The following is a 25,564-nucleotide window of genomic DNA, read 5'->3' on the forward strand; positions in this document are numbered from 1 at the left end:
AGTTGCCTCACAGCGCGCAGGACACGCAGCCCTGCACCTCGGTGCCTTCCAGCGCCATCTGGCGCAGGCGGATGTAGTAAATGGTTTTGATGCCTTTGCGCCAGGCGTAGATCTGCGCGCGGTTGATGTCGCGGGTGGTGGCGGTATCGCGGAAGAACAACGTCAGCGACAGCCCCTGATCGACGTGTTGCGTCGCGGCGGCATAGGTATCGATGATTTTTTCCGGGCCAATCTCGTAGGCATCCTGGTAATACGCCAGGTTGTCGTTGGTCATGTACGGTGCCGGGTAGTAAACGCGGCCGATCTTGCCTTCCTTGCGGATCTCGATGCGCGAGACGATCGGATGGATGCTGGAGGTGGCGTTGTTGATGTACGAGATGGAGCCGGTCGGCGGCACCGCCTGCAGATTCTGATTGTACAGCCCGTGCATCATCACCGACTGGCGCAGCGCGCGCCACTCGTCGCGGCCCGGAATAGCGATGCCGGCGGCGGCGAACAGCTCGCGCACCCGCTCGGTTTGCGGCAGCCAGTCGCGTTCGGTGTACTTGTCGAAGTACTCGCCGCTGGCATAGCGCGAGTGCTCAAAGCCGTCGAACGTGCCGCCGCGTTCGATCGCCAGCCGGTTCGAGGCGCGGATGGCGTGATAGGCCACGGTATAGAAATAGAGATTGGTGAAGTCGATGCCTTCTTCCGAGCCGTAGAAGATGCGCTCGCGCGCCAGGTAACCGTGCAGGTTCATCTGGCCCAGACCGATGGCGCGGGCGCTGCGGTTGCCTTCGGCGATCGACGGCACCGAGCGGATATCGCTCATGTCGGCCACCGCGGTCAGCGCGCGGATCGCGGTCTCGATCGCCTTGCCGAAGTCCGGCGCGTCCATGGTTTTGGCGATGTTCAGCGAGCCGAGGTTGCAGGAGATATCCTTGCCGATGCGATCGTAGCTCAGATCCTCGTGATAGGTGCTGGCGCGGTTGACCTGCAGGATCTCCGAACACAGGTTGCTCATGTTGATGCGCCCGGCGATCGGATTCTCCCGGTTGACCGTGTCCTCGAACATGACGTAGGGGTAGCCGGATTCGAACTGGATCTCCGCCAGCACCTGGAAGAACTCACGCGCGTTGATGCGCGACTTGCGGATGCGCTTGTCGTCCACCATCTCGCGGTATTTTTCACTGACGCTGATTTCAGACAGCGGCGTGCCATACACCCGTTCGACGTCGTAGGGCGAGAACAGGTACATTTCTTCGTTGTTCTTCGCCAGCTCGAAGGTGATGTCCGGGATCACTACCCCCAGCGACAGCGTTTTGATGCGGATCTTCTCGTCGGCGTTTTCCCGCTTGGTGTCGAGAAAACGCAGGATATCCGGGTGGTGGGCGTTGAGATACACCGCGCCGGCCCCCTGGCGCGCGCCGAGCTGGTTGGCGTAGGAGAAGGCGTCTTCGAGCATTTTCATGATCGGAATGACGCCGGAGGACTGGTTCTCGATGCGCTTGATCGGCGCGCCCACCTCACGAATATTGCTCAGCATGAAGGCCACGCCGCCGCCGCGTTTCGACAGCTGCAGCGCGGAGTTCACCGCCCGGCCGATCGATTCCATATTGTCTTCGATGCGCAGCAGGAAGCAGGAGACCAGCTCACCGCGCTGGCGTTTGCCGCAGTTGAGGAAGGTCGGCGTGGCCGGCTGGAAGCGGCCCGAAATCATCTCTTCCACCAGATCCTGCGCCAGTGCGGTGTCGCCCGCCGCCAGCGTCAGCGCCACCATGCACACCCGATCTTCGTAACGCTCCAGATAGCGCTTGCCGTCGAAGGTTTTGAGTGTATAGCTGGTGTAGTACTTGAAGGCTCCGAGGAAAGTCTCGAAGCGGAATTTTTTGGCGTAGGCCTGCTGGAACAGCTGCTTGATAAACGGGAATTCGTACTGCGCCAGCACCTGCGGCTCGTAGTAGCCTTCTTCCACCAGATAGCGCAGCTTTTCCTCCAGGTTATGGAAGAACACGGTGTTTTGGTTGACGTGCTGCAGGAAGTAGTGCCGCGCCGCCAGCCGATCTTTATCGAACTGGATCCGGCCTTCCGCATCGTAAAGATTGAGCATCGCGTTGAGCGAATGGTAATCCAGCGCGCCCGTCTCGGGCCTGGTCAGTTCTGTCGTTGCCAAAATGCGGTTACTCCCTGTCTAACGTTTTCAACGTCTTGCGTAGTGCCGAGCAGCTCGAAGCGGTACAAGAAAGGCACCTGGCATTTTTTGGCGATGATGTCGCCGGCGATGCCGTATGCTGCGCCGAAGTTGGTGTTCCCGGCGGCGATGACGCCGCGCAGGTATGAACGGTTTTGCGGAACGTTGAGAAAGCGGATCACCTGGATCGGCACCGCGCCGACGGCGCTGCCGCCGCCATAGCTGGGCACGATCAAGATATAGGGCTGTTCCATCAGCAATTTGCTGCGGGCGCCGGCGATCGGAATGCGGATCGCCGGCAGGCCCAGTTTCTCAACGAATCGGTGGGTGTTCTCCGAGCTGCTGGAGAAATAGACCAGCGGATTCATCGTCGGGCCTCAGCAGGTGAGCGCCAGCGCGCCGATTTTGTCCGGCCGGAAACCGGCCCAGTGATCGTCACCGGCGATAATCACCGGAACTTGCTGATAACCTAAGGATTTAACGTGGTCCAGCGCCTGCGGATCTTGAGTGAGGTCGATCACCTGATAATCAATCCCCTGTTTATCAAATGCGCGATAGGTGGCGTTGCACTGGACACAGTCCGGCTTACTGTAAATAATAATGCTCATGATTCGCATTTACCTTTAAGCTGAGGGAAAGGCGGACAAGTCAGAGAACGGAGCATTGTTCCTGGCGTTTCTGACGGCGTTATCAGCCGAACAACATTCCCTGCGGCTGATAGATAAAATACTATATGTTGATATTTGTTTTATCAACCACGCTATATATGGTGTTTTGTCGGGTTTTGCGCGCAGGCCGCGCCGGGGCTGGAAAAGGCGAGGGGAAAAATTTTTGCGGGTGTGAAATTCCCCCTCAGAGTCAAGAGGGGGAGGCGAGCGCATTACTGACGCATGCTGACGGCCAGCCGGTTGAAGGCGTTCATGATGCTGATGGCGAAAGTAAGATCGGCGATCTCGGTATCGCTGAAGTGCGCTTTCAGCGCCTCGAAAGCGCTGTCTGGCGCGCCGGTGGCGGCGATCAGCGTAACCGACTCGGCCCATTCCAGCGCGGCGCGTTCGCGCTCGCTGAATTCATGGCTGACGCGCCAGCCCGCCAGCGTATCCAGCTTGGCATGGCTGAAGCCGCTTTCGCGCAGCGCTTTGCCGTGCATGTCCAGGCAGTAGGCGCAGCCGTTGATCTGCGAAACGCGCATAAACATCAACTCGATGGTCGCTTTGTCCAGGGCACCTTTCTCCAGCGCCATCAGCGCGCTCACCATATTTTTGTACGGGGCGGGCGCCAGCTCGGCATAGTTCAAACGTTGCTTAATCATGGTCAACCTCAATCGGTAGTAACGAAATCATGTCGCTACTTTAGCGATCATATGGTCTATGCTATAGAGCCATAAAATGATTATTTAACCGGGCCATGATGCCAACTTTCCTGACCTCGCTGCGGCTGGACAGCCGGCTTGCCGAGCCGCTGTACCGGCAGATTTACCAGCGGATTAAAGACGCCATTACCCAGGGCAGCCTGACGGCGGGCAGCCGGCTGCCTTCGGTGCGCGGGTTGGCGAGCGATCTGGGTGTGGCGCGCGCCACGGTGGAAAGTGCCTACGCGCAACTTATCGCCGAAGGTTTCTTGCAGAGTCGCGGGCAGGCGGGCACCTATGTCTCGCCGCAGCTGCCGCACATGCCGCCGGGCGCGGTATCCTCTGCGCCACCGCTGGCGGCGATGGCGCCCGATCCGCTGCAACCGCAGGGCATGCTGCAGTCTTTCCAGCTGGGGGTGCCCGCGCTGGATGCGTTTCCACGGGCGCTGTGGCAGCGCATTGTCGCCCGTCAGCTGCGCGGTTCCACAGTGGCTTCCCTGGCGCTGCCGCCGGTCAGCGGCCTGCCTGAACTGCGTGAGGCGATCGCCCATTATCTGCATTTGTCGCGTGGCATCAGCTGCCGGCCGGAGCAAATTTTCCTCTGTGCCGGTTATCCGGCGTTGTTGGATTGGGTGACGGAGACGCTGTTACATGCCGGCGACGCGGTATGGATCGAAGATCCCGGCTATCCGGTCACGCGTCCGCTGCTGCAGGCCGCCGGCGTCAGGCCGGTCGCCGTGCCGGTGGATGAACAGGGCATGGATGTGGCCGCGGGTATGCTGACGGCGCCTGAGGCGCGGCTGGCGGTGGTGACGCCAACCCATCAAAGCCCGCTCGGCGTCTCGCTCAGCCTGGCGCGGCGGATGGCGCTGCTCGACTGGGCGCAGCAGCGCAGGGCCTGGATCCTCGAGGATGACTACGACAGCGAGTTTCGCTATCACGGGCGGCCATTGCCGCCGCTGAAAAGCCTCGATGTTCAGGGACGGGTGTTGTACGCCGGCACCTTCAGCAAAACGCTGTTCCCGGCGCTGCGCATGGCTTATCTGGTGGTGCCTGCCGGCCTGACGGAGGCCTTTGCGCGCAGCAGCCGGCTGCGTGGCTGCGGTTGCCCGCCGCTGCTGCAGGCCGGCGTGGCGGATTTTATCCGGCAAGGGCATTTCTACCGCCACCTGAAACGCATGCGGCCGTTGTACCGCCAGCGGCGCGAGTGGCTGACGCAGGCGTTGGAACGGCAACTGGGGGCGTGGCTGACAGTGGTGCCGCAGCAAGGCGGCATTCAGCTGTTGGCGCGGCTGCGCGACGGCTTGGCGGATGCGCCACTAGCGGCGCAAGCCTGGCAGCAGGGGTTGGCGGTGCAGGCGTTGTCGGACTGGCGAATCGACCATCCGGCGGGGCAGGGGTTACTGCTGGGGTTCGCCAATTTCAGCCGGCGAGAGGAGGCGGAGCGGGCGGTACAGGGGCTGGCACAGCTGTTTAAACACGCAAATTAAACGGCCCGCGATTTCCGCGGGCCAGACGCACATCTGTTTTATCTTTATGACTGCAGGGGTGTTAACGCCGGGCTAGCAGCACGCCGAGCACGATGCCGACGGCGGCACCGATCCCTACGCCCTGCCAAGGTTTGTCACGCACATAGCTGTCGGCTTGATCGACGGCGTCGCGCGCATGTTGTGTCAGACTGGTGGAGCCGTTGAATCGCGCTCGCGCGTCGCGCAGCACGCCTTTCGCCTTGCTGTGCAGCTCTTTCAGTTCCTCTTTGGTCTTGTCACCGGACTCGCGCAACACTTCATCCAGCGTATCGGCCAACAGAGTCACATCCTGATCGATATCGCGTTCTGTTCTTTCCGCTTTCTTAAACATTCAGCTCTCCATTTCGACACATGTCTTTTAAGTGTAGACCATGCCGAGATTTGTGTGGCCGATCACGGAAAAAAACCGCCGTCACGCAGGTGTTTGCCGGCACCTGGGCTTTGTACATTTGGTTACTCGGCGAAACCAATCACTCACGGAAACGGCCGTTTGATTCCACTAGTATCTGTTTCAACGGCTCCACCGGAGCTTACCGAAACAACACTCTGAGGATTTAAAGATGAAAAAAGTATTAGCGCTGATCGTTGCTGCCACTATGGGTCTGTCTTCTGTTGCTTTCGCTGCTGATACTGCAGCTACTGCTCCGGCTACCACCACCGCGCCAGCTGCGACCACCACTACCGCTGCGCCAGCGGCTGCTGCTGAAAAAGCGCCAGCTAAAGCAACGCACCACAAGAAAGCCAAGCACCACAAAAAAGCGCCAGCCCAGAAAGCTCAGGCCGCTAAAAAGCACCACAAAAAAGCGCCAGCTCAGAAAGCCCAGGCTGCTAAAAAACACCACAAAAAAGCGCCAGTGCAGAAAGCTCAGGCCGCTAAAAAACACCACAAAAAAGCCGGTAAAAAAGCTTAATTAAGTGATGTTTGCGGAACCGACAAGGTTCCGCACTCTACAGCCCGTATTCCAGACACCCGGTCTTTCCGGGTGTCTTCTTTTGAGGCTACTCACGATGATCCATCGCTATCTGTTTGAAGTCATTTTCAGCGCGGTAACCCTGTGCGGGGTGATCGTCGGTTGGGAACTGTTTCTGGCCGGCAGCTTCCTGTAATTATTGCGCCGCGGCGGTTTCGTGCAAATGCCGCCAGCCGAGCGCGTCGGGCAGGCGTTCAAACACCACCGTGGAGTAGCGCAGCGTGGCGCTTTGCCCCGGCAGGCTCTGTTTTTCCCGGTAGCTGACTACCGCGCCAGTCGGCCATTCGGCCACCAGCTTCATCTCTTCTATCTCGATTTCCAGTCCCGGTTTGGCGGCGCGATGCGCGCGGAAAAAAGCGCACAGCGCGGTGAAATCCAGCGGGGCGCCGTTCAGCGCGATCATGCTGAAATCCGGCGTAAAGCGCGCCAGCAGCGCTTGCTCCTCTCCGGCGCCTTTGCCCAGCCAGCGTTCAATGGCGATGTGGGCGTCGATCACTTCGGTAAAATACGGGTTCATAAAGCATCCTGTTGAGCGTTGAGTTGGCGCACGATGGCGCGGTTGGCGAGGCGCAGACACAGCAACAGCGGGATAAGTGTGCTGGCGCCCGCCAGAATGAAGCAGGTTCGGTAAGCCGCCGCGGGCGGCAATATGGCCAGCAGCAGATTCAGCAGCAGGCTGAGCAGCGCCACGCCGAGGCAAAAACTGAGCTGGCGGTTGATATTCCACAGTGCGCTGGCGTCCGCCAATTGGCCGTCGAGGATCTGCAGAAATGCGCTGCTCTGCGCGGTGCTGCTGCACAGGCTGCCGCCGAACCCCATCAGGGCGAAGGCGGCGATCTGCAACGCGTGCTGCCCGGCCTGATCGATCTGCGCCAGCGTCAGCATGCCGGCGCCTTGCAATAGGCAGCCGGCGATCAGCAGCGGCCGTGGGCCGAGGCGATTAAAGCTTTTGCCGGTCAACGTGATGGCCAGGAACGACGCCAGCGCCCAGGGCAGCATCAGGCCGCCGACCTGCGCGGCGGGCATCCCCAACTGGTTTTGCAAATACAGCATCGCCACCAGGCTGACGCCGATGAACAGGCCGGGAATGCACAAATAAATCGCCATGGCGTTGCGCAGCAGCGGATCGCCGACCAGCCGCAGGTTCAGCAGCGGCTGCGGGGTGCGCAGGCTATGGCGCAGATAATAGGCCAGCACCAGCAGGCCGGCGGCCAGCAGCGCCGCGCCGGAAACCTGATGACCGGCTTCGCTCAGCCGGGTCAGGCCGAGCAGTAGCAGCGTCAGCGCCGCGCAGGCGCTCAGTAATCCTGTCGCGTCGAGCGGTTTGCGCGCCGCCGTCGGCGTTTCCGCACGTAGCCACAGCGCCGCCAGCGCCAGGGCCAGGGCCGCCAGCGGCAGGTTGGCGAAAAACACCCAGCGCCAGTCCAGGCTATCGACGAGCCAGCCGCCCAGCGCCGGTGACAGCGCCGGCGCCAGCAGCCCCACCAACATGATGGCGGCCGACAGCCCGGCGCGTTCATGGCTGCGGTACAGCTGATAGGTCAGCGTCTGGCCGATGGGGATCAGCAAACCGCCGCCCATGCCCTGCAGGGTGCGCCAGCCGATCAGCGCGCCGATGCTGTCGGCGTTGCCCGCGCCGAGGGTGGCCAGCATGAACAGCGCCAGCGAGAGCAGAAACACCCGCCGTCCGCCGATGCGCTGCGCCAGCCAGGCGCTGAGCGGGATCACCAGCGTCAGGCCGAGAATATAGCCGTTGCTGACCCACGCCAGCTGGCTGACCGATGCCCCCATCGCCTGGCCGATGGCGGGGTAGGCGACGTTGGCGATAAACATATTGATCAGATCGACGAAAAAGCCGAGCAGATAGACGATTGCCACTTTGCTGCGATAAGACATGGTGCCTCCGGTTGAAGGCGAGCAGTGTATCGGGGGGAAAAGTGCGGATAAATCGGCGGCGGGCGATTACACTGTCAAAATGATTTTGACAATAAGGGCGGCGAAATGCTGAATTTGCAGCGTCTGGCGATCTTCGCGGCGGTGGTGGAAGCGGGCAGCTTTACCGCGGCGGCGGCGGCGCTGGGGCAAACCAAGGCGGTGGTGAGCTTTAACGTCAAGCAGCTGGAGAATGAGCTGGGGGTGTCACTGCTGGCGCGCAGCACCCGCCGATTGTCGCTGACCGATGCCGGCGAACGCTTCTACCAGCGCAGCCTGCAGCTGTTGCAGGAGGCCGAGAACGTGCTCGACGACGTGCGACGCGATCATCACGGGCTGAGCGGCGTGCTGCGTATCACCAGCACGCCTGAGTATGGCGCGCAGGTCGTGGTGCCGGCGCTGGCGGCGTTTTCGCGGCAGCATCCGCGCCTGCGCATCCAGCATGTGTCTTCCTCTTATCATGCCGATCTGATCTCTGAGCGCTTCGACGTGGCGATCCGCCTGGGCCAGCTGGCGGATTCCAGCCACCGCGCGGCGCTGATCGACAGCTTCGCCATCTTTCCGGTGGCGGCGCCGAATTATCTGGCCGAGCGGCCGATTCATTCGCTGACGGATCTGGCGCAGGCGCAGTGGATCGCCCACAGCCGGCTCAGTTCGCCCCTCAGCTGGCAGGTGGTCACGCCGCAGCGCGACGCGGTGCTGTTCAAGGTCGCGGATGCGGCGACGCTCACCGGCGACAGCGCCGCCGCATTGCTGGCGTTCGCCCTGCATGGCGCCGGGGTGGCGCTGCTGCCGGCGTGGCTGGCGCAGCCCGACATCGACGCCGGCAGGCTGCAACGGTTGCTGCCGGATCACCGTTTCCCCGAGCAGAGCATCTATGCGCTCTACCCGAACACCCGCCATGTGTCGGAGAAAGTGCGGGCGTTTATCGATTTTCTGCGTGCGCGGGTGGCGGCAAACCGTTAGCGAAATAATAATTCGTTATCACTCTCTCATTTATCATCAAATCTCGTCGGGGTATGCTGGAGGGCTTCGTCTACCCCGTCCGATGCGAGCCACTTTCGATGACCGCAGAAAATAACCGCCAGCTGAACCGACGTATTTTGTCCGTGGTGATGTTCACCTTCGTCTGCTACCTGACCATCGGCCTGCCGCTGGCGGTGTTGCCGGGGTTTGTGCATGACCACCTGGGCTACAACTCGGTGCTGGCGGGCCTTATCATCAGCGCGCAGTACTTCGCCACGCTGTTCAGCCGCCCGCATGCCGGGCGTTACGCCGATCAGTTGGGGCCGAAGAAGGTGGTGCTGTTCGGCCTGGCCTGCTGCGGCGCCAGTGGCCTGTTTTACGCGCTGGCGTTCGGCGTTGACGGTTGGCCGTGGCTCAGCCTGCTGCTGCTGTGCGTGGGGCGGGTGTTTCTCGGCGTCGGCGAAAGCTTCGCCAGCACCGGTTCCACGCTGTGGGGCATCGGCCGGGTTGGGGCGATGCACACCGCGCGGGTGATCTCCTGGAACGGAGTTGCTACCTACGGCGCGATGGCGGCCGGCGCGCCGCTCGGCGTGTATCTGAATCAGCAGTGGGGCTTGGCCGGGGTGGCGGCGCTGATCGTGCTGGCGGTCGCAGTGGCGCTGCTGTTGGCGAGCGGCAAGCCGGACGTCTCGATCGCCGCCGGGCAACGCATCGCCTTTCGCGCGGTGTTCGGCCGCATTTGGGCCTATGGTCTCGGGCTGGCGATGGGCACCGTCGGCTTCGGCGTGATCGCCACGTTCATCACCCTTTACTACGCCGACAAAGGCTGGAGCGGCGCGGCGTTTTCGCTGACGCTGTTCAGCTGCGCCTTCGTCGGCATTCGCCTGATCTTCAGCAATGTCATCAACCGCCATGGCGGGTTGAAGGTGACGCTGGCGTCGTTTCTGGTTGAGATCGTCGGGCTGCTGTTGATTTGGCAGGCCGGCGAGCCCTGGATGGTGCAAACCGGCGCATTGCTGGCCGGCGCCGGTTTTTCGCTGGTGTTCCCGGCGCTGGGCGTTGAGGCGGTGAAACAGGTGCCGCCGCAGAATCAGGGCACGGCGCTCGGTACCTATTCGGCGTTCCTCGACCTGGCGTTGGGCATCACCGGCCCGCTGGCCGGGCTGCTGATCGGGCAGGCGGGCGTGCCGTCGATTTATCTGGCGGCGGCGCTGCTGGTGGCGCTCGGGGTGTTGCTCACTCTGCGCCTGCTGCAGCGCAGCCGGGTCTGATTCAGGAATAGTCCGAAACCCGGATTCCTCCCCAGAAAATCATTGTTTCGGTGAATGATTACGGTAAGGTCGCTCAGCGGTCCAGAATGAGAGGAGGAATCGATGTATTTACGGCCGGATGAAGTGGCTAAAGTGTTGGAGAATACCGGCTTTGAGCGTGATTATGTCACCGATCAGGCCTATGGTTACCGCAAGGGTGCACACTACGTGTATGTGAATCGCGAAGCGCGGATGGGCAGAACCGCGTTGGTGATCCACCCGGCGTTGAAAGAGAAAAGCGTGCATTTCGCCACGCCGACCTCGCCGGTGCGCACCAGCGAGCAATATCTGGAATTTCCCCTGGATTTAAGCAGCGACGCGCCGAATCAGCGTTACGGCATCGCACACGGCTTCAGCTCGCGCGAAGCGCTGTCGCGTTACCTCTACAGCATGTTCCTGTAAACGGTCCCCCGCCAGGGGGACGCTATCAGCCGTGGGCCAACGCTTCGCGGTTGAAACGCTCGTTGTAGGCGCGGCGGAACTGCGCCAGTTCAAACGCATCGATATCCAACTCGGCGAAGTAAAACAGCGCCGCTTCGGTGTGCTCGGCGTGCAGCTCCGGCGACAGCCCGGCGCGCAGCAGCACGTCGCGCCAATGGCCAATCTGCTCGTCGTCAGCCTGTTTGATGAACGTCAGGTAGATGAACAGCAGGTAAGCGGCCTGGTGCATCTCTTCGGTATAGCCGTTGTTCAGCATGCGGATAAAGGTCTGGCTTTGGCGGCCGCCCATTTCCTGGATCATCGATTCGATCAGCATCGGTTTGACCCTTAGCAGATGGGCCAGCGAATCGATGGCTTTACGGGTGTCGGACGTCAAAATGCGGTAACCGATGATGAATACGACGATCAGGGCGGCGAGGATGATCCAGGTCATTTAGGCTTTATTACACTCTCAGTACGCCAGAAGAGGGGCGGGAGGCGCTGTGCGACAGCGCCCGCTATCAATGCTGTTCGCCGCTGAAATTACCGACCGCGCTCTGTTGGCGCAGGTGGTGATTGAAGGTGGCCGCGTCTTTGGCCAGCGCGTCCAGATGGGCGCCGAGCATTTTGATCTGCTTGACCAGCGCATGCTGCTCCGGCACCGAACTGGCGGTGCTCAGTTTGCGCGCCAGTTGTTCATTCTGCGCCCGCAGCGCGGCTTCGCGCTGTTTGGCTTCTTCCAGCAGTTGCTGCAGCGCCTGGTAGCTCCGCTGCCATTCGCGGTGTTGCCGTTCGAAGCTGCTCTGCAACTCATTCATCGCATTTTGAAACTGGATTTCCAGCTCGCGCATTGTCATGGGCTCGATCCTTTGCGGCACTCAATGATGGCTTAGCAGTATAGCGAAAACTGCTCGCAAGCTCACCCGTTGACGACAATTGAGACAAATGCCGCTGACAATTCCCGGCTTGCAACCGCGCCAAGGCGTCTTACAATCGTCCCCATCCCCGGCCGTAAAGGCTGCCGTTCAAGAGAGGTGGAACATGAGCGAGCAGGAAAAAGACTTTTTTGAACAGGCGATGGCAGACGTGGTGCCGCTGGCGAGCAGGCGGCAGACGCTGTACCTCAAGCCGCAGGAGGCGGTGGACAAAAGCGCGCGGCGCGAAGCGCAGCGGCTGCGGCAGGAAAACTTCCTCAGCACCGATTTCCTCGAGGTGATCCCCTGCGATCGGCCGCTGGAGTTCAAAGGGGAAGGCATTCAGCAGGGCGTGCTGGACAAGCTGCGCAATGGGCGTTACCCGCCGCAGGCGTCGCTGAATTTGCTGCGTCAGCCGGTTGAAGCCAGCCGGCAGGCGCTGTTCCGCTTCATTATGCAGGCGGAGGCGCAAAACCTGCGTTCGCTGCTGATCGTGCACGGCCGCGGGCGGCAGAACGAAAGCCATCCGAATATCGTGCGCAGTTACGTCGCCAAATGGCTGGCGCAGTTTGAACAGGTGCAGGCGTTTTGCCGCGCCTTACCGCGCGACGGCGGCGAGGGCGCCTGCTATGTCACGCTGCGTAAATCGGCGCAGGCCAGGGCGGAAAACTTTGAGCGCCACGCCAAGCGCAGCCGGTGAAAGGATAGCCGAAATAAAATGGCCGGCGCATATCGCCGGCCATCGATGAATTATTTATTAAATATTTTATAGTCCAGCGAATAACGGCCGGCGCCAGTCACCGCCAGCAGCAGCAAACCGCCAATGATGCTGATGTTTTTAAAGAAGTTGATTTCGTTGCCCATCATTTCCATGCCGGTCATTTTCCAGAACGGATGGCCGATAAACGCGGTGCCCAACACATACAGGGCAAAAATGACCGCGATAGGGCGAGTAAACAGGCCGAGAATAAGCGCGATGCCGAAAATAAACTCCACCACCACGGCGACAATCGCCGCCAAATAAGGCATCGGCGTGCCATAGCCTTCCATCGCCGTGACGGTCGCACCGAAGTTGACCAGTTTCATCCAGCCGAAAATGATAAACAGAACCATCAGTAGAATGCGGGACAGCAGAATTACGCCGTCTTTTGAGCTATCACCCATTTCGAACTCCTTAGCCACTGTCGGAATTATGTTGTCTTGCTGATTAAAGATTAGAACAATTTACGTTTTTTTCTAGCTGCGGCGGGCGGTTGCGCCACTTTTTTCGGCGGACGAGAGGCGTGGTGAAGCCGGCGGCATTGCCTATACTTGAGCCTGGAGCAAAAACAATAAAACGGGCAATGTGAGGCCATGATGGATGAAGAATTGACCGCCGCCGGTTACCGCCGTTATTCCGGCGACAAGATTGACGTTTATTTTAACAGCGCGATATGCCGCCATTCCGCCAACTGCGTGCGTGGCAACGCGGCTATTTTTACCCTGAATCGCCGGCCGTGGATTATGCCGGACAATGCCGACGCGGCCGAAGTGAAACGCGTTATCGATACTTGCCCCAGCGGGGCACTGAAATATAGGGAGAAATAATATGGATCATAAAATACTGGCGGACGAGAAGCGTTTTTATATCAATGACGAGCACGGCAAGTTGATCGCCGAGATCTCTTTCGTGCCGAGCGGCGACAAGCTGACCATTATCGATCACACCTGGGTGGATGAGTCATTGAAGGGGCAGGGCGTCGGCAAAAAGCTGGTGGCGTTGGTGGTGGAGAAAATGCGCGCGGAGCAGCGTAAAATCATTCCGCTGTGCCCGTTCGCCAAGCATGAGTTCGATACCACCCCAGCCTATCAGGACATTCGCGCCTGAGGCGATAACGGGGCGCGGCGCGCCCCGGTCATTCAGCAGACGCCGAAATCGCCGTCTTCGTGGTACAGCGCCACCTCGTTGGCCTGCACCTCCGTACGCTGTTCTTTACCCAGTTCATTCCAGCTGCAAACCAGGGTTTCGCCGTCGATCGCCACCACGGTCATCTTCGGGCCGCCGGTGGTGCGTTGTACAAAATCACCGATATTGAATGCCATGCGTTCCTCCACAACAGATTAAACCTCATCTATTGATAACACAGAATGGCGCCGCCGTTGGCAGGTGTTTCGTTATATATTAAATTATACAGCGATTATCACCAGGGAGAGCAGACTAACATGCCGGGATTATTGATGTTTTATGTGGGCGGTACGGCGCCGGGCGCCAATATTGAGTTGCACGACGTGCAGTTCGCGGCGGCGGATCGGCCGGAAGAAGCGTATCCGCTGCTGCGCGAAAAGTGGTTCGGCGATAAGCGCAAGGTGCATGTCGACGGCTATGCGCGCATCGACTGGGCGGACGGTTACGACGTGAGTCTAGAGCCTGCGCCGTTTACCGGTGAAGAGAAGCTGTTTTTCGTCAACGTGGGCGGCTACCGCAGCGATGAGCTGGCGGAATTGCACCAGTTCGGTCTGTTTGTGGCGCGCTCCGCCGACGAGGCGAAGGAGAAAGCCAAACGGGCGCTGCTGACGGACAGCGCGCAGCAGCACAAAGATGATCTGGCTGAGGTGGACGACTGCCTGCTGCTGCAGGCGCTGCAGGGCTACCACGTTCATCTGCGCGCCAACCCGCACGGCGAACCGGCCCGGCCGCTGTGGCAAGGGTATCTGCCGATCGGCGAACCCGCGTTATAACGCCGCTTCGAACACCCGCGGCAGGTTGAGATCGAGGCGTTTCAAATCCAGATGCATGATATTCATTGCCTGTTGATGAAAATGCCGTTCATGCAGCATGAGAGGCGCTGTATGCTGGCAAGCACGGCCATCAACTCACACGGGACTTGCCATGACCATTGAGATTTACCCGGCGCAAAAAAGAGACGCCAAACTGATTCTGGATATGATTATCGAGCTGGCGGTGTACGAAAAGGCGCGCGAGCAGGTGCGGGCCAGCGAGGAGGACATCGAACGCAGCCTGTTTGGGCCGGGCGCCTGTTCCGAAGCGCTGATTTGTACGGTGAACGGCGAGCCGGCGGGTTATGCGGTGTTCTTTATGAGTTACTCCACCTGGCTGGGTAAAAACGGCATCTATCTGGAAGACCTGTACGTGGCGCCGAAGCATCGCGGCGCGGGCGCCGGTAAAACGCTGCTGCGGCACATCGCCCAACTGGCGTGCGAGCGGCAGTGCGGCCGCCTGGAGTGGAGCGTGCTGGACTGGAATCAGCCGGCTATCGATTTCTACCTTAGCATCGGCGCGCAGCCGCAGGGCGAGTGGGTGCGTTATCGCATGGAGGGCGAGGCGCTGACGCACTTCGCGGCGCACGGGGCGGCGCTGCCGGTACAATAGCCGTTGGGGGGAGGCGGCCTCCCCAACTGTGGTGGTGTGAACGGTTTACTGCGGATCAATCAGGCGGGTTTGCGGGCGGCGAGAATGAAGATCATCGGGCGTTCCTGCTCTTCGTCCAGCGCCGGGGTAGCGGCGATTTGCTGCGCGCTGGGGCCCCATTCGTTCAAATGCTGGATGATAAACCCTTGCTGCGCCAGCGGGTTGATATAGCTGCCGAGCGTGCGGTGCTGCTTGATGACGCCTTCCGCCAGCCAGTTGGAGACGCGCCGGCCTTCCCGTTGGTAGCCGTTGACCGGCCAGGATTTCTGCCCGTTGCCGTCGGTCAGCCAGCCCTGCTGCGCCGGGGCGGTGTAGATCGGGTGCTCGGCGGTGAAGATGAACTGCCCGCCGGGTTTCAGCGCGGCGTAAACCGTGGCGAACAGCGCGGCCAGATCCTCGAGGTAGTGCAGCGTCAGCGAGCTGTAGATCAGATCGTAACTTTCCGGCGGCAGCTGCAGCTGCGCCAAATCTTGCCGACGGTACTCGATGCCCGAGTCGGCGGTCATCTCCCGCGCTTTGGCCAGCATCTTTTCCGAGACGTCCAGCCCCAGCACGCTGGCTGCGCCCTGTTCGCGGGCGCTGCGGCAGAACCAGCCGTAGCCGCAGCCGAGATCGACCACGCTTTTGCCCTGTAAATCCGGCAGGATGCGGCGGATGGCGGGCCATTCCGGCGCGCCGTCCAGGCCGTGCTGCGAGCGGCTGAGCTGCGCGTAGCCGTCGAAGAAGGCCTGATTGTCATAGATATTTTGCGTCATGATGACTCCTTGGGGTGAATGACGGCGGCGGAATGCCGCTGCCATACCGTGCATATTGCTGCATAATTCTACGCTGACAACATGAATAACGGGAATGACGATGGACATGATTTCGGTGCGGCAAGCGCCCGAGCTGGCACCGCGCGCCATTGCGTATTTTCAGCGGCACTGGGCCACGGCAGAGACGCTGATGATGTATGAAGACGCCATCAACCGCAGCCTCGGCGCCGCCAACCCGCTGCCGCAGTGGTACCTGCTGATGGAAAATGACCAGATCCTCGGCTGTGCGGGGCTGATTACCAACGACTTTATCAGCCGTGGGGAATTGTATCCCTGGCTGTGTGCGCTCTACGTAGAAGAGACGCAGCGCGGCCGGGGCTACGGCACCAAGCTGATTGAGCATGTGGCGACGGAAACCCGCCGGCTGGGCTTCCCGCAGCTGCACCTGTGCACCGATCTGGAAGGCTACTACGAGCGCAGCGGCTTCGTTTATAACGGGCTCGGCTATCACCCCTGGGGCGAAGCCTCGCGGGTCTACTCGCGGGCGCTGTGATCGCCCTCGCCGGGGGCGGGTAAGACAAACCTGACTTTTCTTTCACCTCATCGCGCATCGCGGGTTACACTGGCCGCTTGTTCGCCACCGACCGGGTTAATTCGCCGCCGCGATGAGAGTGCCACGTCAGCTACAGCAACGCTTTACCGCCTGCATCGCCATTATGGCGGTGCTGTTGCTGTTTGTGGCGCCGGTGGTGTCGAAATCGCTGATGCACCACCCGATGATGGGCGGCATGGCTCAGACGGACGCCGCCATGCCGCACGACATGCACGGGATGGCGATGCCCGCCGCCGAGCATGCCGGCCACCACGGTATGGATCCGGCGGAGATGATTTTCTGCGGCTATTGCGAGCTGCTGATCCACGTGCCGCTGCTGCTGTGGGCATTCGTCCCGCTGCTGTGGCTGATGGCGCGTATCGCGCGCCTGCCTTGCGCGCCGCGCATCGTTTCTCCGCCCCTTCGGCGCCTTATTCTGCGGCCAAGCCCGCGCGGGCCGCCCGGCCAACCGTTTTTCCCTATTGCTTGATCATGGGTAACGCCGTCCGTATCGCTGCAGACGGTTTGCCTGCGCGCACAGTTTGAAAAACGAGAAAGGCCATGTCTTCAATAACCAAAACTCCACCTGCCGCATCGCCGCGTGGCGCGATGCTGAACCTGATCAGACGGCTGCATTTCTATATCGGCCTGCTGGTCGCTCCTTTTATTCTGGTCGCTGCACTGACCGGCACGCTGTATGTGCTGACCCCGCAGCTTGAAGAGGCGCTGTATCGCGATGCGCTTTTCACCGAGCCGCACGGGCAGGCGAGATCGCTGGCTGACCAGATCGTCGCTGCCCGCCGTGCGGCGGGTGACGAGGCGCGCATTTACGCCGTGCGTCCGGCACCCGGCGCAATGGACACCACGCGCGTACAGTTCGCGAGTGCCGATCTGGGCGCTTCCGAGTCACGTGCGCTGTTTGTCGATCCCTATACCCTGGCGATCAAGGGCGATATGACGGTGTACGGCACTTCCGGCGTACTACCGCTGCGCACCTGGCTGGACAAGCTGCACAGCAGCCTGCTGCTTGGCGATCTGGGGCGTAATTACAGCGAGCTGGCGGCCTCCTGGCTGTGGGTGGCCGCGCTGGGCGGCGTGGCGCTGTGGCTGGCGACGCGGCCGAAGCGCAAGCTGAAAAGGGTGAAAGGGGGCTTCGCCGCTAACCGCCATTGGCATATCACGCTGGGCGTGGCGCTGCTGGCCGGGCTGCTGTTCTTCTCGGCCACCGGGCTGACCTGGTCGCAGTGGGCCGGCGGCAACATCGACGCGCTGCGGGCCAACCTGGGCTGGCTGACGCCGCAGGTCAACACCAGTCTGCAGGCCGATGCGCCGCAGACGCCGGCCGATCCGCACGCCGAGCACCGCGGGATGATGCCGGGCATGAAGATGGGCCCTGCCGCGCAAAGCAATGCGCTGAACGGCGATTGGGATCGGGCGCTGCATGCCGCGCGCGCCGCCGGAATAGACGCCGCTAAGGTCGAGCTGCGCCAGCCGAAAGGCGAGGGCAAAGCCTGGACGGTGACCGAAGTGGATCGCAGCTGGCCAACGCAGGTGGACGCGGTTGCCATCGCGCCGCAAAGCTTCGCCGTCGTCGACCAGGTGCGGTTCGACACCTTCCCGCTCATCGCCAAGCTGACCCGCTGGGGCATCGACGCCCACATGGGCATTCTGTTCGGCTTGCCGAATCAGCTGCTGCTGGCGGCGTTCGGCCTCGGGCTGTGCTTAACGATCGTGCTGGGTTACCGCATGTGGTGGAGTCGCCGCCCGGCGGCGGGGGTGCAGCATCCGGTGCAGACCCTGGTTGCCGCCTGGCTGGCGCTTTCCCTGCCTGCCCGCGCCGTCACGCTGCTGGTAGCAGTGGTGCTGGGTTATTGCCTGCCGGTAATGGGCGTGAGCCTCGCGGCGTTGCTGCTGGTGGACGTGTGGCGCTGGCGCGGCCAGCGGCAAGGCCTTCGGGACGAAACGCCTGAAGCGGCCGCCCGCCGCGCCGAGGTGCGCAAGTTCCGCGCGGCGGTGGCGACAGTGGCGGTGGCGGTCGGCTGCGTGATGGGCCGGGCGATCCTCGGTGGCACCGTCGAACAGTTTCAGCTGCCGATCGGTGACTGGAGCGCACAGATGGTGATCATGCAGAGCCTGATGGTGCTGCTGTATACGCTGGTGTTCACCCTGCTGCTTTCCATTCCGCTATGGTATTTCTTCCTGGGGGAAAAAGAGGGGCGGTGAGGTATTTTGCGCTGATGTGATGCGTTAAACCCCGCTGCGGCGGGGTTTTTCTTGGCTATATCAGCCGGTGTGCGTGCAGTTTGACGCTTTCCATGATGCTGTCCATCGTCACCTGCACGCGGTGCGGCAACACGCCGCGCCGGCGGTAGATCAGGTAGGCCTGCATATCGATGCCGCGCTCGCGCGCCAGGCAGGGCAGCAGCGTGCCGGCATCGAGCTCGGCGGCGACGGAATAATACGGGGCGTAGACGATGCCCAGGCCCTGTTTGGCCAGCTCGATCGCCGGCAGAATGTTATCGCAGACGCTGGCGCCGTTGATCTCGACCTGCACCAACTCCCCCTGCGCACTGTAGCCGCTCCAGGTATTGCGGATGCCGCCCAGCATGCGCAAGGTAATGCAGCGATGCTGCGACAGTTCATCCAGCTCATTCAGCGGCGAGCGGGCGATGTAATCCGGCGCGGCGAACAGCCCGACGCGAAAACGGGTAAAGGGCCTGGCAATCAGGCTTTCGTTTTGCGGCTGGAAAAAGCTGATCAGCAAATCGCAGTCGCTGTCGAATACTGCGCCATATTTTTTCTCGCGTTCGTCGGGGTTGCGGGTTACCAGATCGACAGTCAGCGCCGGCGCAGCGTGCAGCAGCGGCGGCAGCAAATAGCTGGCCAGGAAAGCGTGGATGCCGATCGGCGCGCCGAGCGTGACCATGCCGTTCAGGCTGCGCTTATAGGTGCCGGCCATATCGAGCAGATCGCTATGCTCGTTCAGCAACTGCGAGGCGCGGCGCAAGAATTGTTCGCCGAACTCGGTCAGTGACAGAGTGCGCGGGCCGCGCAAGAACAGCTCCAGCCCGAGCCGCCGCTCCAGCGCGGTGAGGGCGCGCGACACGTTAGACTGCGGCATATCCAACAGCTGCGCCGCTTTGCTGACGCTCGCCGTTTCGGCAATGACGCGGACAATCCTGAGTTCTTCAATGCGGAAGTCTTTCTCTTTCACTGGCCGGCTCGTATGAGTTTGTATATCAAAAATGATATACACCTTTGGCGGCATTGTCATATGACTTATCACGGGTGGGTGGGTATCATTCGATTTGATTATTTGCTATCCACAAAAATAAAGAGAAATCCGTCAATGAAAGTGACAAGAGCGGTTATTTTACCTGCGCTGTTATTACTGGCCGCGTGCTCGTCCGCCGTGACCGAAAAAGAAAAATACTCGACCTTTCTGACCAATTATGACGATATCAATAAAGGTCAATCCGCGTCCGGCAAAGACGTTTTATATTGGAAAGATCAGAGCGTCGATTTTTCCCGTTATCAATATTTGGTTTATCAACCGATGATCTATTTCCCGCGGCCGAAACCGAGCGAAATGGTCAGCCAACGCGCGCTCGACAATATCCTGAATTACACCAACCAGCAGTTTAAACAGGCGATGGGCACCCACTTTACGCTGGTGGACATGCCGCGTGAGCATACGCTGATTTTCCGCGGCGCCATCACGGCGATCGACACGCAGAAGAAAGGGCTGCAGGTCTATGAAGTCTTGCCAATCACGCTGCTGATCGCCGCGACGCAAAGCGTGACCGGGCACCGCACCATGGAGAGCGCGGTTTATATGGAAGGCGAGTTTATCGATGCCGCGACCAACCAGCCGGTGATTAAAGTGGTGCGTAAGGCTTCGGGAGAAAATCTTAATAATGAGAAAGCACAGCTGAAAGTCACCGACGTGAAGAACGCCATCGATACCATCGCCAACGACATCAGACAATATAACACGCTATAGAGATTATTTATTTCCATTATTCTCAACCAGGACTTTACATGTTTCTTAACTATTTTGCTTTAGGCGTACTGATCGCGGTATTCCTGATTTTATTCTACGGCGTCATTATTATTCATGACATTCCTTATTTGCTGGCGAAAAAGCGCCGGCATCCGCATCAGGATGCGATTCACGTCGCCGGTTGGGTCAGCCTGTTTACGCTGCACGCCATTTGGCCGCTGCTGTGGATCTGGGCAACGCTCTATCGGCCGGAACGCGGCTGGGGCATGAGTGAAAGCTCGGAACCCTCAACGGATCTGCAGGCGCGCATCGCACTGCTCGAAGCGGAATTACAACGCCTGCAGGAAAAGCCGACGGCGGTTCCCGGCCCCACGGTAAGTTGAGCGTAGCCTATGGATTTGCTCATTATTCTCAGCTACGTGGCGCTGAGCTACGGCGTATTTAAACTGTTCCGCATTCCGGTCAACAAATGGACCGTGCCGACTGCGGTGCTTGGCGGAATATTTATCGTCGGCGCCTTGATTCTGACGATGAACTACAACCATCCGTACAGCGATCGGGCGCAGAAAATTGCCGTGTCGGTGCCGATGGTGCCGCAGGTCTCGGGCATGATCGTTGAGGTGACGGAGAAAACCAACGTGCTGCTGCGCAAAGGCGAGGTGCTGTTCCGGCTCGACGACAGTCGCTACCGCGCGCGGCTCACCAAGCTGGAAGCGGATCTGGCCGGGGCGGAGGCGGAGATCAGAACGCGTCGGGCAGCGCTTAGCGAGTCCGCCGCCAACGTGCAGCGGGCGAACGTGGAGTTTGAGCGCGCCCGTAAAGATTACCAGCGCTACGTGAAAGGGGCGGCCATGCCGGTCAATCCGTTTTCGGAGCAGGACGTCAGCCATGCGCAGCAGCAGTATCAGGCGCAATCCGCCGCGCTTCAGGCGGCGAAAGCCCAGTTCCAACAGGAACAGGCGCGGTTGTCCGGGCGCTATGACGGCGAAGACGCCACGATAGCCAGCCTGAAATCGCAAATAGCCGAAGCGCGTTACAACCTGGAACAAACGGTGGTGCGTGCGCCGAGCGATGGCTATGTCACGCAGGTGCTGGCGCGGCCGGGCACGGCGGCGGTGCGCTTGCCGTTCAAACCGGTGATGATCTTTATCCCGCAGCAAAAGCGCCAGGTGGTGGCGGTATTCCGCCAGAACGCCATCCTGCGCTTGGCGCAGGGGGATCAGGCTGAAGTGGTGTTTAACGGTTTGCCGGGACAGGTTTATGGCGGCACCGTGAGCCGGGTGTTGCCGGCGATACCGGACGGCAGCTACCAGGCCAGCGGCGCACTGCAGGGCCTGAGCGCCACGCCGGGCCGGGAAGGGGTGTACGTGATGATCGATCTGGCAGCCAACCCGGATCTGGATCATTTGCCCGACGGCGTGAGCGCCCAGGCGGCGGTCTATACCGGGCACTTCGAGCACGTCTCCGTGATGCGCAAAGTGCTGCTGCGCATGACCAGCTGGCTGCACTACCTTTATCTGGATCACTAGCCTGCATCGGCCCGGGGGAGCCCGGGCCAAGGGGTTTCCCCCTGAATGTGACAAAACAAAAAAGCCCGCAACCGAAGTTGTGGGCTTTTTCGCTATTATCGCCGGGTCTATCTGGTTCACTGGCGACGTATTTGGTGGAGCTGGCGGGAGTTGAACCCGCGTCCGAAATTACTACACCGTCGGCACTACATGCTTAGTCCAATCTTTACATTCGCCGGCCAGCTGCGGATGGACACGCTACTGACAGACTAGCCTGATTGAGTTTAACGCTTCAGCCCCAGGCAGGACATCCACGCGATCTCTTTTGGGTTTGACCTCTCTTGATCCCCGTCCTAAGAGCGGAGGCTAGGGAGAGAGGGCTCTAAGCAGGGTATTAAGCTGCTAAAGCGTAGTTTTCGTCGTTTGCGACTATTTTTTTGCGGCTTTTTACGAGGCCAACCGCCCCTCGGCATGCTCCTAGGGCTTCGCAAATCCCGTCGAATCCAGAATCAGCCCCAAGTAACTTTGTGCAGTATACCAGAAGTTTACCTCGATAAGCCAGCGGCTTAACGATTGGCGTGCTTCATGATACGGGCTTTCGCCGTCTGCCATTCGCGATCTTTGATGTCATCGCGTTTGTCGTGCTCTTTCTTGCCTTTGGCTACGCCGATCTTGATCTTGCTCCAGGCATTTTTCCAATACAGGGACAAGGCCACCACGGTGTAACCGTCGCGGTTGACGCGGCCGAGCAGGGTGTCCAGCTCGCGTCGGTTCAGCAGCAGTTTACGGGTACGCGTCGGATCGCACACCACATGCGACGAAGCCACGTTGAGCGGGGTGATGGTGGCGCCAAACAGGTAGGCTTCACCGTCACGGAACGTCACGTAGCTGTCGCTGAGGTTGGCTTTGCCTGCACGCAGCGATTTAACTTCCCACCCTTGCAGCGACAGACCCGCCTCGAACTCTTCTTCAATGAAGTATTCGAAACGCGCGCGCTTGTTTTGGGCAATGGTGGCGGAACCGGGTTTGTGTGCTTTTTTCTTTGTCATAGTGCGTTCATTATACTGGATGCTTCAGCGAAAGAAATCCTTTCCCGTTCAGCACCTGCGCAATTTTTCGCATTTTTGGTGCCCTCATCCCTTAGCAGATTTTTTGTTTGCCGCCAGATAAATGGTATTATCTGTACGTTTTATGTCTTACAGGAAATGATATGCCCCAGATCAGTCGGTCTGCATTAGTGCCGTTCAGCGCCGAGCAGATGTATCAGTTGGTTAACGATGTTCATTCTTATCCCGATTTTCTGCCAGGCTGCACCGGCAGCCGGGTGCTTAACGCTACCTCCAACGAGATGACCGCCGCGGTGGACGTCGCCAAGGCCGGTATCAGCAAGACCTTCACCACCCGCAATACGCTGCTGGATAACCAGAGCATCAATATGCAACTGGTCGATGGTCCGTTCCGCAAGCTGATGGGCGGCTGGCAGTTCACGCCGCTGAGCGAAGAGGCCTGCAAGGTGGAGCTGCACCTGGACTTCGAGTTCACCAACAAACTGATTGAGCTGGCGTTCGGCAAGGTGTTCAAAGAGCTGGCGGGCAGCATGGTGCAGGCATTCACCCAGCGGGCGAAAGAGGTCTACAGTGTCTGACATCCAGGTCGAGGTGGTGTACGCCTTGCCGGAGCGGCAGTACCTGCGCAAGGTGAAGCTGGCCGAGGGCAGCAGCGTCGAGCAGGCGATTCAGGCTTCAGGCCTGCTGGAGCTGCGCCAGGATATCGATCTTAAAAGCAACAAAATCGGCATTTACAGCCGCCCGGCCAAGCTGGGCGATACGCTGAACGATGGCGACCGGGTGGAGATTTACCGGCCGCTGATCGCCGATCCGAAAGAGCTGCGCCGGCAACGGGCAGAAAAGGCAAAAAAATAAGGCGCTATAAGCGCCTTATTTTTTTATCTTGACCCGTCCTGAATAGCGTTGACACATTTTACTCACGCACAGAGGAAAATGTGATGAACCAGTATGTTAAACGCACACAACGCGATTACTCTCTATCCTTTAAATTAGCCGTCGTCGAACAGGTCGAAAAAGGCGAGATGACATACCGTCAGGTGCAAGACCGCTACGGTATCCAGGGCAGCCAGACTGTTATGAACTGGCTGCGCAAATATGGTCAGCTTGACTGGCGAACTTCGCCTTCCAGCAAAACGTGCGGAGACAACATGCCCAAACTTCCCCTGACGCCCGAACAGCGTATTAAAGAACTTGAGCAGCAACTGGCTGAATCTGAAGTCAAAGCACAGTTCTTCGAAGCCGTCGTCAAAGTGATGAATACCGACTTTGGCGCCACGCTGACAAAAAAGCAGTTAACCGCCTTATCGCGCAAACACAAGTACCGGGACTCACAGTAACGCGGGCCTGCCGATGGATGGGCATCAGCCGACAAGCGTGGTATCAGTCCCTGCAGCGTGAAGCAGGCAGAGAGGAGCAGGCCCGGCATCTCGTCGAACAGGTGACGGCCATCCGCTTGCATCAACCCCGGCTGGGGACGCGTAAGCTGCATCACCTGCTGCGGCAACGCCCCGAACCGGCGTTGCATGTGGGCCGTGACCGGCTGTTCAATATCCTGCGCTGCGCGCGGTTACTGGTGATGCCTAAACGGGCCTATCACAAGACGACGCACAGCCATCATCGTTTTTATCGCCATCCCAATCTGCTGAAGGCGGGGGACAATCAGGTCATCGCCAGCCGTCCGGAACACGTATGGGTGGCGGACATCACTTACCTGCCGCTGAGAACGGGGACGGCGTATGTCAGCCTGATAACGGATGCCTGGTCGAGAAAAATCGTGGGATATCATGTGCATGACAGTTTGCATACCCGGCATGTCGCCTGCGCGTTCAAAATGGCACTGGCCGGCAGGCGCACGGCGTTGCCGTTGGTACACCACTCGGACAGGGGTATCCAGTACTGCTCGCAGGAGTATCAGGCGTTACATCAGAGATATGGTGTCACCTGCTCGATGACGGACGGGTATGATTGTTATCAGAATGCGCTGGCGGAACGGATGAACGGGATACTCAAAACGGAATATCTGCTCGGCAGGCCAGAAGATATCGCGCAAGCAAGAAAGATGGTCAGAGAGTCGGTGAACATCTACAACACACGGCGGCCGCACCTGTCGCTGAAATACAAAACGCCCGATGAAGTTCATCGGGCGTTATCCGGCTGAAAAGTGTCAACCTATATCAGGACTAGTCATCTGAAACTGATTTTCTCTTCCGCGTTGCAGCCTGCGACTGTCATGAGGAACACCATGCCCCCTCATGGGCCGGAAGAGCGGTCAGCGCCGATTACTTGGTCAGCGCCGGTTTGTTCTGGATGTCGGTCAACACGCCTGCGCTGTCGAAGGTCAGCGTCAGCGTCTGCTGGGTGATATCTTCATGGCCAGGCTGCTGGCGGAACACATAGAACCACGTCTGAGTTCCGAACGGGTCTTGCAGCATTGGGGTGCCCAATGTGTAAGCGACCTGTTGTTGGGTCATCCCTTTCTGAATTTTCGCCACGTCGGTCGACGTCAGGTAGTTCCCCTGGTTGATGTCAGGACGATAAACCACCTTTTCAAAAGTAGAACAGCCTGCAGTCAGCATCACAAGAACTACAGCGGCGGCAGTCAGCGTTTTACAGCGCATAGTAATCACATTCCTTTAGGGCATAGGATGCCGATGATAATAGACCTTG

At 59.8% G+C, this 25,564-nt stretch carries 33 protein-coding genes, 1 other RNA gene and 1 pseudogene; 19 read left to right on the top strand and 16 right to left on the bottom strand.

Features of this window, described 5'->3' with window-relative positions; genetic code table 11:
• Positions 1-7 precede the first annotated feature (7 nt).
• The 4 genes from nrdE to J0X03_RS04815 all read right to left on the bottom strand — a co-directional run bounded on the left by nrdE (position 8) and on the right by J0X03_RS04815 (position 3,482).
• Complete coding sequence (gene nrdE / locus J0X03_RS04800; protein ID WP_071991659.1) at positions 8-2,152, bottom strand: class 1b ribonucleoside-diphosphate reductase subunit alpha; 2,145 nt, start codon at positions 2,150-2,152, stop codon at positions 8-10.
• Entirely contained in the window at positions 2,134-2,538 is a 405-nt protein-coding gene (gene nrdI, locus J0X03_RS04805) for a class Ib ribonucleoside-diphosphate reductase assembly flavoprotein NrdI (RefSeq protein ID WP_004928930.1), read from the bottom strand. Before nrdI ends, nrdE begins: the two co-directional genes overlap by 19 nt.
• 9 nt (positions 2,539-2,547) lie before the next feature.
• A complete protein-coding gene (locus J0X03_RS04810; protein ID WP_033644148.1) occupies positions 2,548-2,778 on the bottom strand; it encodes a redoxin NrdH in 231 nt (76 codons plus the stop codon).
• A gap of 272 nt (positions 2,779-3,050) precedes the next feature.
• Positions 3,051-3,482 carry a carboxymuconolactone decarboxylase family protein gene (locus J0X03_RS04815; protein WP_015378864.1) on the bottom strand — a complete coding sequence of 144 codons (432 nt, stop codon included), beginning with the start codon at positions 3,480-3,482 and terminating at the stop codon, positions 3,051-3,053.
• A 95-nt stretch (positions 3,483-3,577) separates the two neighbouring features.
• On the opposite strand from J0X03_RS04815, the gene pdxR reads away from it, so the two are divergent.
• Positions 3,578-5,011: a MocR-like pyridoxine biosynthesis transcription factor PdxR gene (pdxR, locus tag J0X03_RS04820; protein WP_160204526.1), complete on the top strand. Its 1,434-nt coding sequence runs from the start codon at positions 3,578-3,580 to the stop codon at positions 5,009-5,011.
• Between the two features lie 61 nt (positions 5,012-5,072).
• Here pdxR and J0X03_RS04825 read toward each other — a convergent pair whose 3' ends face one another.
• Positions 5,073-5,381, bottom strand: a complete 309-nt coding sequence (locus tag J0X03_RS04825; protein ID WP_004928950.1) for an ElaB/YgaM/YqjD family protein — start codon at positions 5,379-5,381, stop codon at positions 5,073-5,075.
• 229 nt (positions 5,382-5,610) lie between these two features.
• Here J0X03_RS04825 and asr point away from each other — a divergent pair, with 229 nt between their 5' ends.
• A complete protein-coding gene (gene asr / locus J0X03_RS04830) occupies positions 5,611-5,961 on the top strand; it encodes an acid resistance repetitive basic protein Asr (protein ID WP_004928953.1) in 351 nt (116 codons plus the stop codon).
• A gap of 196 nt (positions 5,962-6,157) precedes the next feature.
• Here the strand turns inward: asr and J0X03_RS04835 are convergent, their stop codons facing one another.
• Positions 6,158-6,538, bottom strand: coding sequence for a DUF4440 domain-containing protein (locus J0X03_RS04835; protein WP_004928958.1), 381 nt, complete (start codon positions 6,536-6,538; stop codon positions 6,158-6,160).
• Positions 6,535-7,917 carry an MFS transporter gene (locus J0X03_RS04840; RefSeq protein ID WP_160204525.1) on the bottom strand — a complete coding sequence of 461 codons (1,383 nt, stop codon included), beginning with the start codon at positions 7,915-7,917 and terminating at the stop codon, positions 6,535-6,537. Before J0X03_RS04840 ends, J0X03_RS04835 begins: the two co-directional genes overlap by 4 nt.
• Before the next feature lie 105 nt (positions 7,918-8,022).
• Here J0X03_RS04840 and J0X03_RS04845 point away from each other — a divergent pair, with 105 nt between their 5' ends.
• The 3 genes from J0X03_RS04845 (at position 8,023) to J0X03_RS04855 (ending at position 10,631) form a co-directional block, all read left to right on the top strand.
• Positions 8,023-8,919, top strand: coding sequence for a LysR family transcriptional regulator (locus tag J0X03_RS04845; protein ID WP_060660329.1), 897 nt, complete (start codon positions 8,023-8,025; stop codon positions 8,917-8,919).
• A gap of 98 nt (positions 8,920-9,017) precedes the next feature.
• On the top strand, positions 9,018-10,190 hold the full coding sequence (locus tag J0X03_RS04850; RefSeq protein WP_074446864.1) for an MFS transporter: 1,173 nt from the start codon (positions 9,018-9,020) through the stop codon (positions 10,188-10,190).
• Positions 10,191-10,292: 102 nt separating this feature from the next.
• Positions 10,293-10,631, top strand: a complete 339-nt coding sequence (locus J0X03_RS04855; RefSeq protein WP_033644143.1) for a DUF2002 family protein — start codon at positions 10,293-10,295, stop codon at positions 10,629-10,631.
• Between the two features lie 25 nt (positions 10,632-10,656).
• Here J0X03_RS04855 and J0X03_RS04860 read toward each other — a convergent pair whose 3' ends face one another.
• Both J0X03_RS04860 and J0X03_RS04865 read right to left on the bottom strand, forming a co-directional pair.
• Entirely contained in the window at positions 10,657-11,103 is a 447-nt protein-coding gene (locus J0X03_RS04860) for a DUF1198 family protein (protein WP_033644142.1), read from the bottom strand.
• A gap of 67 nt (positions 11,104-11,170) precedes the next feature.
• Entirely contained in the window at positions 11,171-11,506 is a 336-nt protein-coding gene (locus tag J0X03_RS04865; RefSeq protein ID WP_033644141.1) for an MbeD/MobD family mobilization/exclusion family protein, read from the bottom strand.
• Between the two features lie 184 nt (positions 11,507-11,690).
• Between J0X03_RS04865 and smrA the strand changes: the two genes are divergently transcribed.
• Positions 11,691-12,263, top strand: a complete 573-nt coding sequence (gene smrA / locus J0X03_RS04870) for a DNA endonuclease SmrA (protein ID WP_033651604.1) — start codon at positions 11,691-11,693, stop codon at positions 12,261-12,263.
• 50 nt (positions 12,264-12,313) lie between these two features.
• On the opposite strand, the gene J0X03_RS04875 is transcribed toward smrA, so the two are convergent.
• Entirely contained in the window at positions 12,314-12,727 is a 414-nt protein-coding gene (locus tag J0X03_RS04875; protein ID WP_016929826.1) for a DoxX family protein, read from the bottom strand.
• Positions 12,728-12,919: 192 nt separating this feature from the next.
• Between J0X03_RS04875 and J0X03_RS04880 the strand changes: the two genes are divergently transcribed.
• Positions 12,920-13,150, top strand: a complete 231-nt coding sequence (locus J0X03_RS04880; RefSeq protein WP_016929825.1) for a (4Fe-4S)-binding protein — start codon at positions 12,920-12,922, stop codon at positions 13,148-13,150.
• A 1-nt stretch (position 13,151) separates the two neighbouring features.
• Positions 13,152-13,430 carry a GNAT family N-acetyltransferase gene (locus J0X03_RS04885; RefSeq protein ID WP_033644139.1) on the top strand — a complete coding sequence of 93 codons (279 nt, stop codon included), beginning with the start codon at positions 13,152-13,154 and terminating at the stop codon, positions 13,428-13,430.
• A gap of 32 nt (positions 13,431-13,462) precedes the next feature.
• On the opposite strand, the gene J0X03_RS04890 is transcribed toward J0X03_RS04885, so the two are convergent.
• Entirely contained in the window at positions 13,463-13,645 is a 183-nt protein-coding gene (locus J0X03_RS04890) for a YodC family protein (RefSeq protein ID WP_016929823.1), read from the bottom strand.
• A gap of 120 nt (positions 13,646-13,765) precedes the next feature.
• Here J0X03_RS04890 and J0X03_RS04895 point away from each other — a divergent pair, with 120 nt between their 5' ends.
• Complete coding sequence (locus J0X03_RS04895) at positions 13,766-14,281, top strand: DUF1543 domain-containing protein (protein WP_096242544.1); 516 nt, start codon at positions 13,766-13,768, stop codon at positions 14,279-14,281.
• 151 nt (positions 14,282-14,432) lie between these two features.
• Positions 14,433-14,933 (top strand): GNAT family N-acetyltransferase, encoded by a 501-nt coding sequence (locus J0X03_RS04900; RefSeq protein ID WP_160204524.1) that lies wholly within the window; start codon positions 14,433-14,435, stop codon positions 14,931-14,933.
• Positions 14,934-14,992: 59 nt separating this feature from the next.
• Here the strand turns inward: J0X03_RS04900 and J0X03_RS04905 are convergent, their stop codons facing one another.
• Complete coding sequence (locus J0X03_RS04905) at positions 14,993-15,727, bottom strand: class I SAM-dependent methyltransferase (RefSeq protein WP_033651601.1); 735 nt, start codon at positions 15,725-15,727, stop codon at positions 14,993-14,995.
• Positions 15,728-15,827: 100 nt separating this feature from the next.
• Here J0X03_RS04905 and J0X03_RS04910 point away from each other — a divergent pair, with 100 nt between their 5' ends.
• The 3 genes from J0X03_RS04910 (at position 15,828) to J0X03_RS04920 (ending at position 18,542) form a co-directional block, all read left to right on the top strand.
• The gene (locus J0X03_RS04910) at positions 15,828-16,280 is read left to right on the top strand and encodes a GNAT family N-acetyltransferase (protein ID WP_083223817.1); all 453 of its coding nucleotides are present in this window, start codon (positions 15,828-15,830) and stop codon (positions 16,278-16,280) included.
• Positions 16,281-16,392: 112 nt separating this feature from the next.
• Complete coding sequence (locus J0X03_RS04915; protein ID WP_202396426.1) at positions 16,393-16,809, top strand: DUF2946 domain-containing protein; 417 nt, start codon at positions 16,393-16,395, stop codon at positions 16,807-16,809.
• 71 nt (positions 16,810-16,880) lie between these two features.
• On the top strand, positions 16,881-18,542 hold the full coding sequence (locus J0X03_RS04920; RefSeq protein WP_201750830.1) for a DUF2534 family protein: 1,662 nt from the start codon (positions 16,881-16,883) through the stop codon (positions 18,540-18,542).
• 55 nt (positions 18,543-18,597) lie between these two features.
• Here the strand turns inward: J0X03_RS04920 and J0X03_RS04925 are convergent, their stop codons facing one another.
• Positions 18,598-19,533: a LysR family transcriptional regulator gene (locus J0X03_RS04925; protein ID WP_025303965.1), complete on the bottom strand. Its 936-nt coding sequence runs from the start codon at positions 19,531-19,533 to the stop codon at positions 18,598-18,600.
• A gap of 135 nt (positions 19,534-19,668) precedes the next feature.
• Here J0X03_RS04925 and J0X03_RS04930 point away from each other — a divergent pair, with 135 nt between their 5' ends.
• Genes J0X03_RS04930 through J0X03_RS04940 form a run of 3 tightly spaced genes read left to right on the top strand, consistent with a single transcriptional unit; the run spans position 19,669 to position 21,851 of the window.
• The gene (locus J0X03_RS04930; protein WP_015378822.1) at positions 19,669-20,322 is read left to right on the top strand and encodes a DUF3313 domain-containing protein; all 654 of its coding nucleotides are present in this window, start codon (positions 19,669-19,671) and stop codon (positions 20,320-20,322) included.
• Between the two features lie 38 nt (positions 20,323-20,360).
• A complete protein-coding gene (locus tag J0X03_RS04935; protein ID WP_089197360.1) occupies positions 20,361-20,705 on the top strand; it encodes a DUF3302 domain-containing protein in 345 nt (114 codons plus the stop codon).
• Positions 20,706-20,714: 9 nt separating this feature from the next.
• A complete protein-coding gene (locus J0X03_RS04940; protein WP_160204523.1) occupies positions 20,715-21,851 on the top strand; it encodes an HlyD family secretion protein in 1,137 nt (378 codons plus the stop codon).
• Between the two features lie 132 nt (positions 21,852-21,983).
• Here J0X03_RS04940 and ssrA read toward each other — a convergent pair.
• Positions 21,984-22,347, bottom strand: a transfer-messenger RNA (tmRNA) gene (gene ssrA / locus J0X03_RS04945).
• Between the two features lie 49 nt (positions 22,348-22,396).
• Entirely contained in the window at positions 22,397-22,879 is a 483-nt protein-coding gene (gene smpB, locus J0X03_RS04950) for an SsrA-binding protein SmpB (RefSeq protein ID WP_016929804.1), read from the bottom strand.
• A 161-nt stretch (positions 22,880-23,040) separates the two neighbouring features.
• On the opposite strand from smpB, the gene J0X03_RS04955 reads away from it, so the two are divergent.
• From J0X03_RS04955 to J0X03_RS04965, 3 genes and pseudogenes are all read left to right on the top strand, one after another.
• Positions 23,041-23,475, top strand: coding sequence for a type II toxin-antitoxin system RatA family toxin (locus tag J0X03_RS04955; protein WP_004929096.1), 435 nt, complete (start codon positions 23,041-23,043; stop codon positions 23,473-23,475).
• Positions 23,468-23,752 carry an RnfH family protein gene (locus tag J0X03_RS04960; protein ID WP_004929098.1) on the top strand — a complete coding sequence of 95 codons (285 nt, stop codon included), beginning with the start codon at positions 23,468-23,470 and terminating at the stop codon, positions 23,750-23,752. The genes J0X03_RS04955 and J0X03_RS04960 overlap by 8 nt, the downstream gene beginning before the upstream one ends.
• A gap of 83 nt (positions 23,753-23,835) precedes the next feature.
• Positions 23,836-25,081, top strand: a pseudogene (locus J0X03_RS04965) (IS3 family transposase).
• Positions 25,082-25,176: 95 nt separating this feature from the next.
• On the opposite strand, the gene bamE reads toward J0X03_RS04965, so the two are convergent.
• Positions 25,177-25,515, bottom strand: coding sequence for an outer membrane protein assembly factor BamE (bamE, locus tag J0X03_RS04970; protein ID WP_004929101.1), 339 nt, complete (start codon positions 25,513-25,515; stop codon positions 25,177-25,179).
• Between the last annotated feature and the right edge of the window lie 49 nt (positions 25,516-25,564).

The organism is Serratia ureilytica (assembly GCF_017309605.1).
Lineage (GTDB): Bacteria > Pseudomonadota > Gammaproteobacteria > Enterobacterales > Enterobacteriaceae > Serratia > Serratia ureilytica.

Coding starts and splice junctions, on each gene's coding strand:
- nrdI (WP_004928930.1), bottom strand. CDS start 2,538: ATGAATCCGCTGGTCTATTTCTCCAGCAGCTCGGAGAACACCCACCGA.
- J0X03_RS04810 (WP_033644148.1), bottom strand. CDS start 2,778: ATGAGCATTATTATTTACAGTAAGCCGGACTGTGTCCAGTGCAACGCC.
- J0X03_RS04815 (WP_015378864.1), bottom strand. CDS start 3,482: ATGATTAAGCAACGTTTGAACTATGCCGAGCTGGCGCCCGCCCCGTAC.
- pdxR (WP_160204526.1), top strand. CDS start 3,578: ATGATGCCAACTTTCCTGACCTCGCTGCGGCTGGACAGCCGGCTTGCC.
- J0X03_RS04825 (WP_004928950.1), bottom strand. CDS start 5,381: ATGTTTAAGAAAGCGGAAAGAACAGAACGCGATATCGATCAGGATGTG.
- asr (WP_004928953.1), top strand. CDS start 5,611: ATGAAAAAAGTATTAGCGCTGATCGTTGCTGCCACTATGGGTCTGTCT.
- J0X03_RS04835 (WP_004928958.1), bottom strand. CDS start 6,538: ATGAACCCGTATTTTACCGAAGTGATCGACGCCCACATCGCCATTGAA.
- J0X03_RS04840 (WP_160204525.1), bottom strand. CDS start 7,917: ATGTCTTATCGCAGCAAAGTGGCAATCGTCTATCTGCTCGGCTTTTTC.
- J0X03_RS04845 (WP_060660329.1), top strand. CDS start 8,023: ATGCTGAATTTGCAGCGTCTGGCGATCTTCGCGGCGGTGGTGGAAGCG.
- J0X03_RS04850 (WP_074446864.1), top strand. CDS start 9,018: ATGACCGCAGAAAATAACCGCCAGCTGAACCGACGTATTTTGTCCGTG.
- J0X03_RS04855 (WP_033644143.1), top strand. CDS start 10,293: ATGTATTTACGGCCGGATGAAGTGGCTAAAGTGTTGGAGAATACCGGC.
- J0X03_RS04860 (WP_033644142.1), bottom strand. CDS start 11,103: ATGACCTGGATCATCCTCGCCGCCCTGATCGTCGTATTCATCATCGGT.
- J0X03_RS04865 (WP_033644141.1), bottom strand. CDS start 11,506: ATGACAATGCGCGAGCTGGAAATCCAGTTTCAAAATGCGATGAATGAG.
- smrA (WP_033651604.1), top strand. CDS start 11,691: ATGAGCGAGCAGGAAAAAGACTTTTTTGAACAGGCGATGGCAGACGTG.
- J0X03_RS04875 (WP_016929826.1), bottom strand. CDS start 12,727: ATGGGTGATAGCTCAAAAGACGGCGTAATTCTGCTGTCCCGCATTCTA.
- J0X03_RS04880 (WP_016929825.1), top strand. CDS start 12,920: ATGGATGAAGAATTGACCGCCGCCGGTTACCGCCGTTATTCCGGCGAC.
- J0X03_RS04885 (WP_033644139.1), top strand. CDS start 13,152: ATGGATCATAAAATACTGGCGGACGAGAAGCGTTTTTATATCAATGAC.
- J0X03_RS04890 (WP_016929823.1), bottom strand. CDS start 13,645: ATGGCATTCAATATCGGTGATTTTGTACAACGCACCACCGGCGGCCCG.
- J0X03_RS04895 (WP_096242544.1), top strand. CDS start 13,766: ATGCCGGGATTATTGATGTTTTATGTGGGCGGTACGGCGCCGGGCGCC.
- J0X03_RS04900 (WP_160204524.1), top strand. CDS start 14,433: ATGACCATTGAGATTTACCCGGCGCAAAAAAGAGACGCCAAACTGATT.
- J0X03_RS04905 (WP_033651601.1), bottom strand. CDS start 15,727: ATGACGCAAAATATCTATGACAATCAGGCCTTCTTCGACGGCTACGCG.
- J0X03_RS04910 (WP_083223817.1), top strand. CDS start 15,828: ATGGACATGATTTCGGTGCGGCAAGCGCCCGAGCTGGCACCGCGCGCC.
- J0X03_RS04915 (WP_202396426.1), top strand. CDS start 16,393: ATGAGAGTGCCACGTCAGCTACAGCAACGCTTTACCGCCTGCATCGCC.
- J0X03_RS04920 (WP_201750830.1), top strand. CDS start 16,881: ATGTCTTCAATAACCAAAACTCCACCTGCCGCATCGCCGCGTGGCGCG.
- J0X03_RS04930 (WP_015378822.1), top strand. CDS start 19,669: ATGAAAGTGACAAGAGCGGTTATTTTACCTGCGCTGTTATTACTGGCC.
- J0X03_RS04935 (WP_089197360.1), top strand. CDS start 20,361: ATGTTTCTTAACTATTTTGCTTTAGGCGTACTGATCGCGGTATTCCTG.
- J0X03_RS04940 (WP_160204523.1), top strand. CDS start 20,715: ATGGATTTGCTCATTATTCTCAGCTACGTGGCGCTGAGCTACGGCGTA.
- smpB (WP_016929804.1), bottom strand. CDS start 22,879: ATGACAAAGAAAAAAGCACACAAACCCGGTTCCGCCACCATTGCCCAA.
- J0X03_RS04955 (WP_004929096.1), top strand. CDS start 23,041: ATGCCCCAGATCAGTCGGTCTGCATTAGTGCCGTTCAGCGCCGAGCAG.
- bamE (WP_004929101.1), bottom strand. CDS start 25,515: ATGCGCTGTAAAACGCTGACTGCCGCCGCTGTAGTTCTTGTGATGCTG.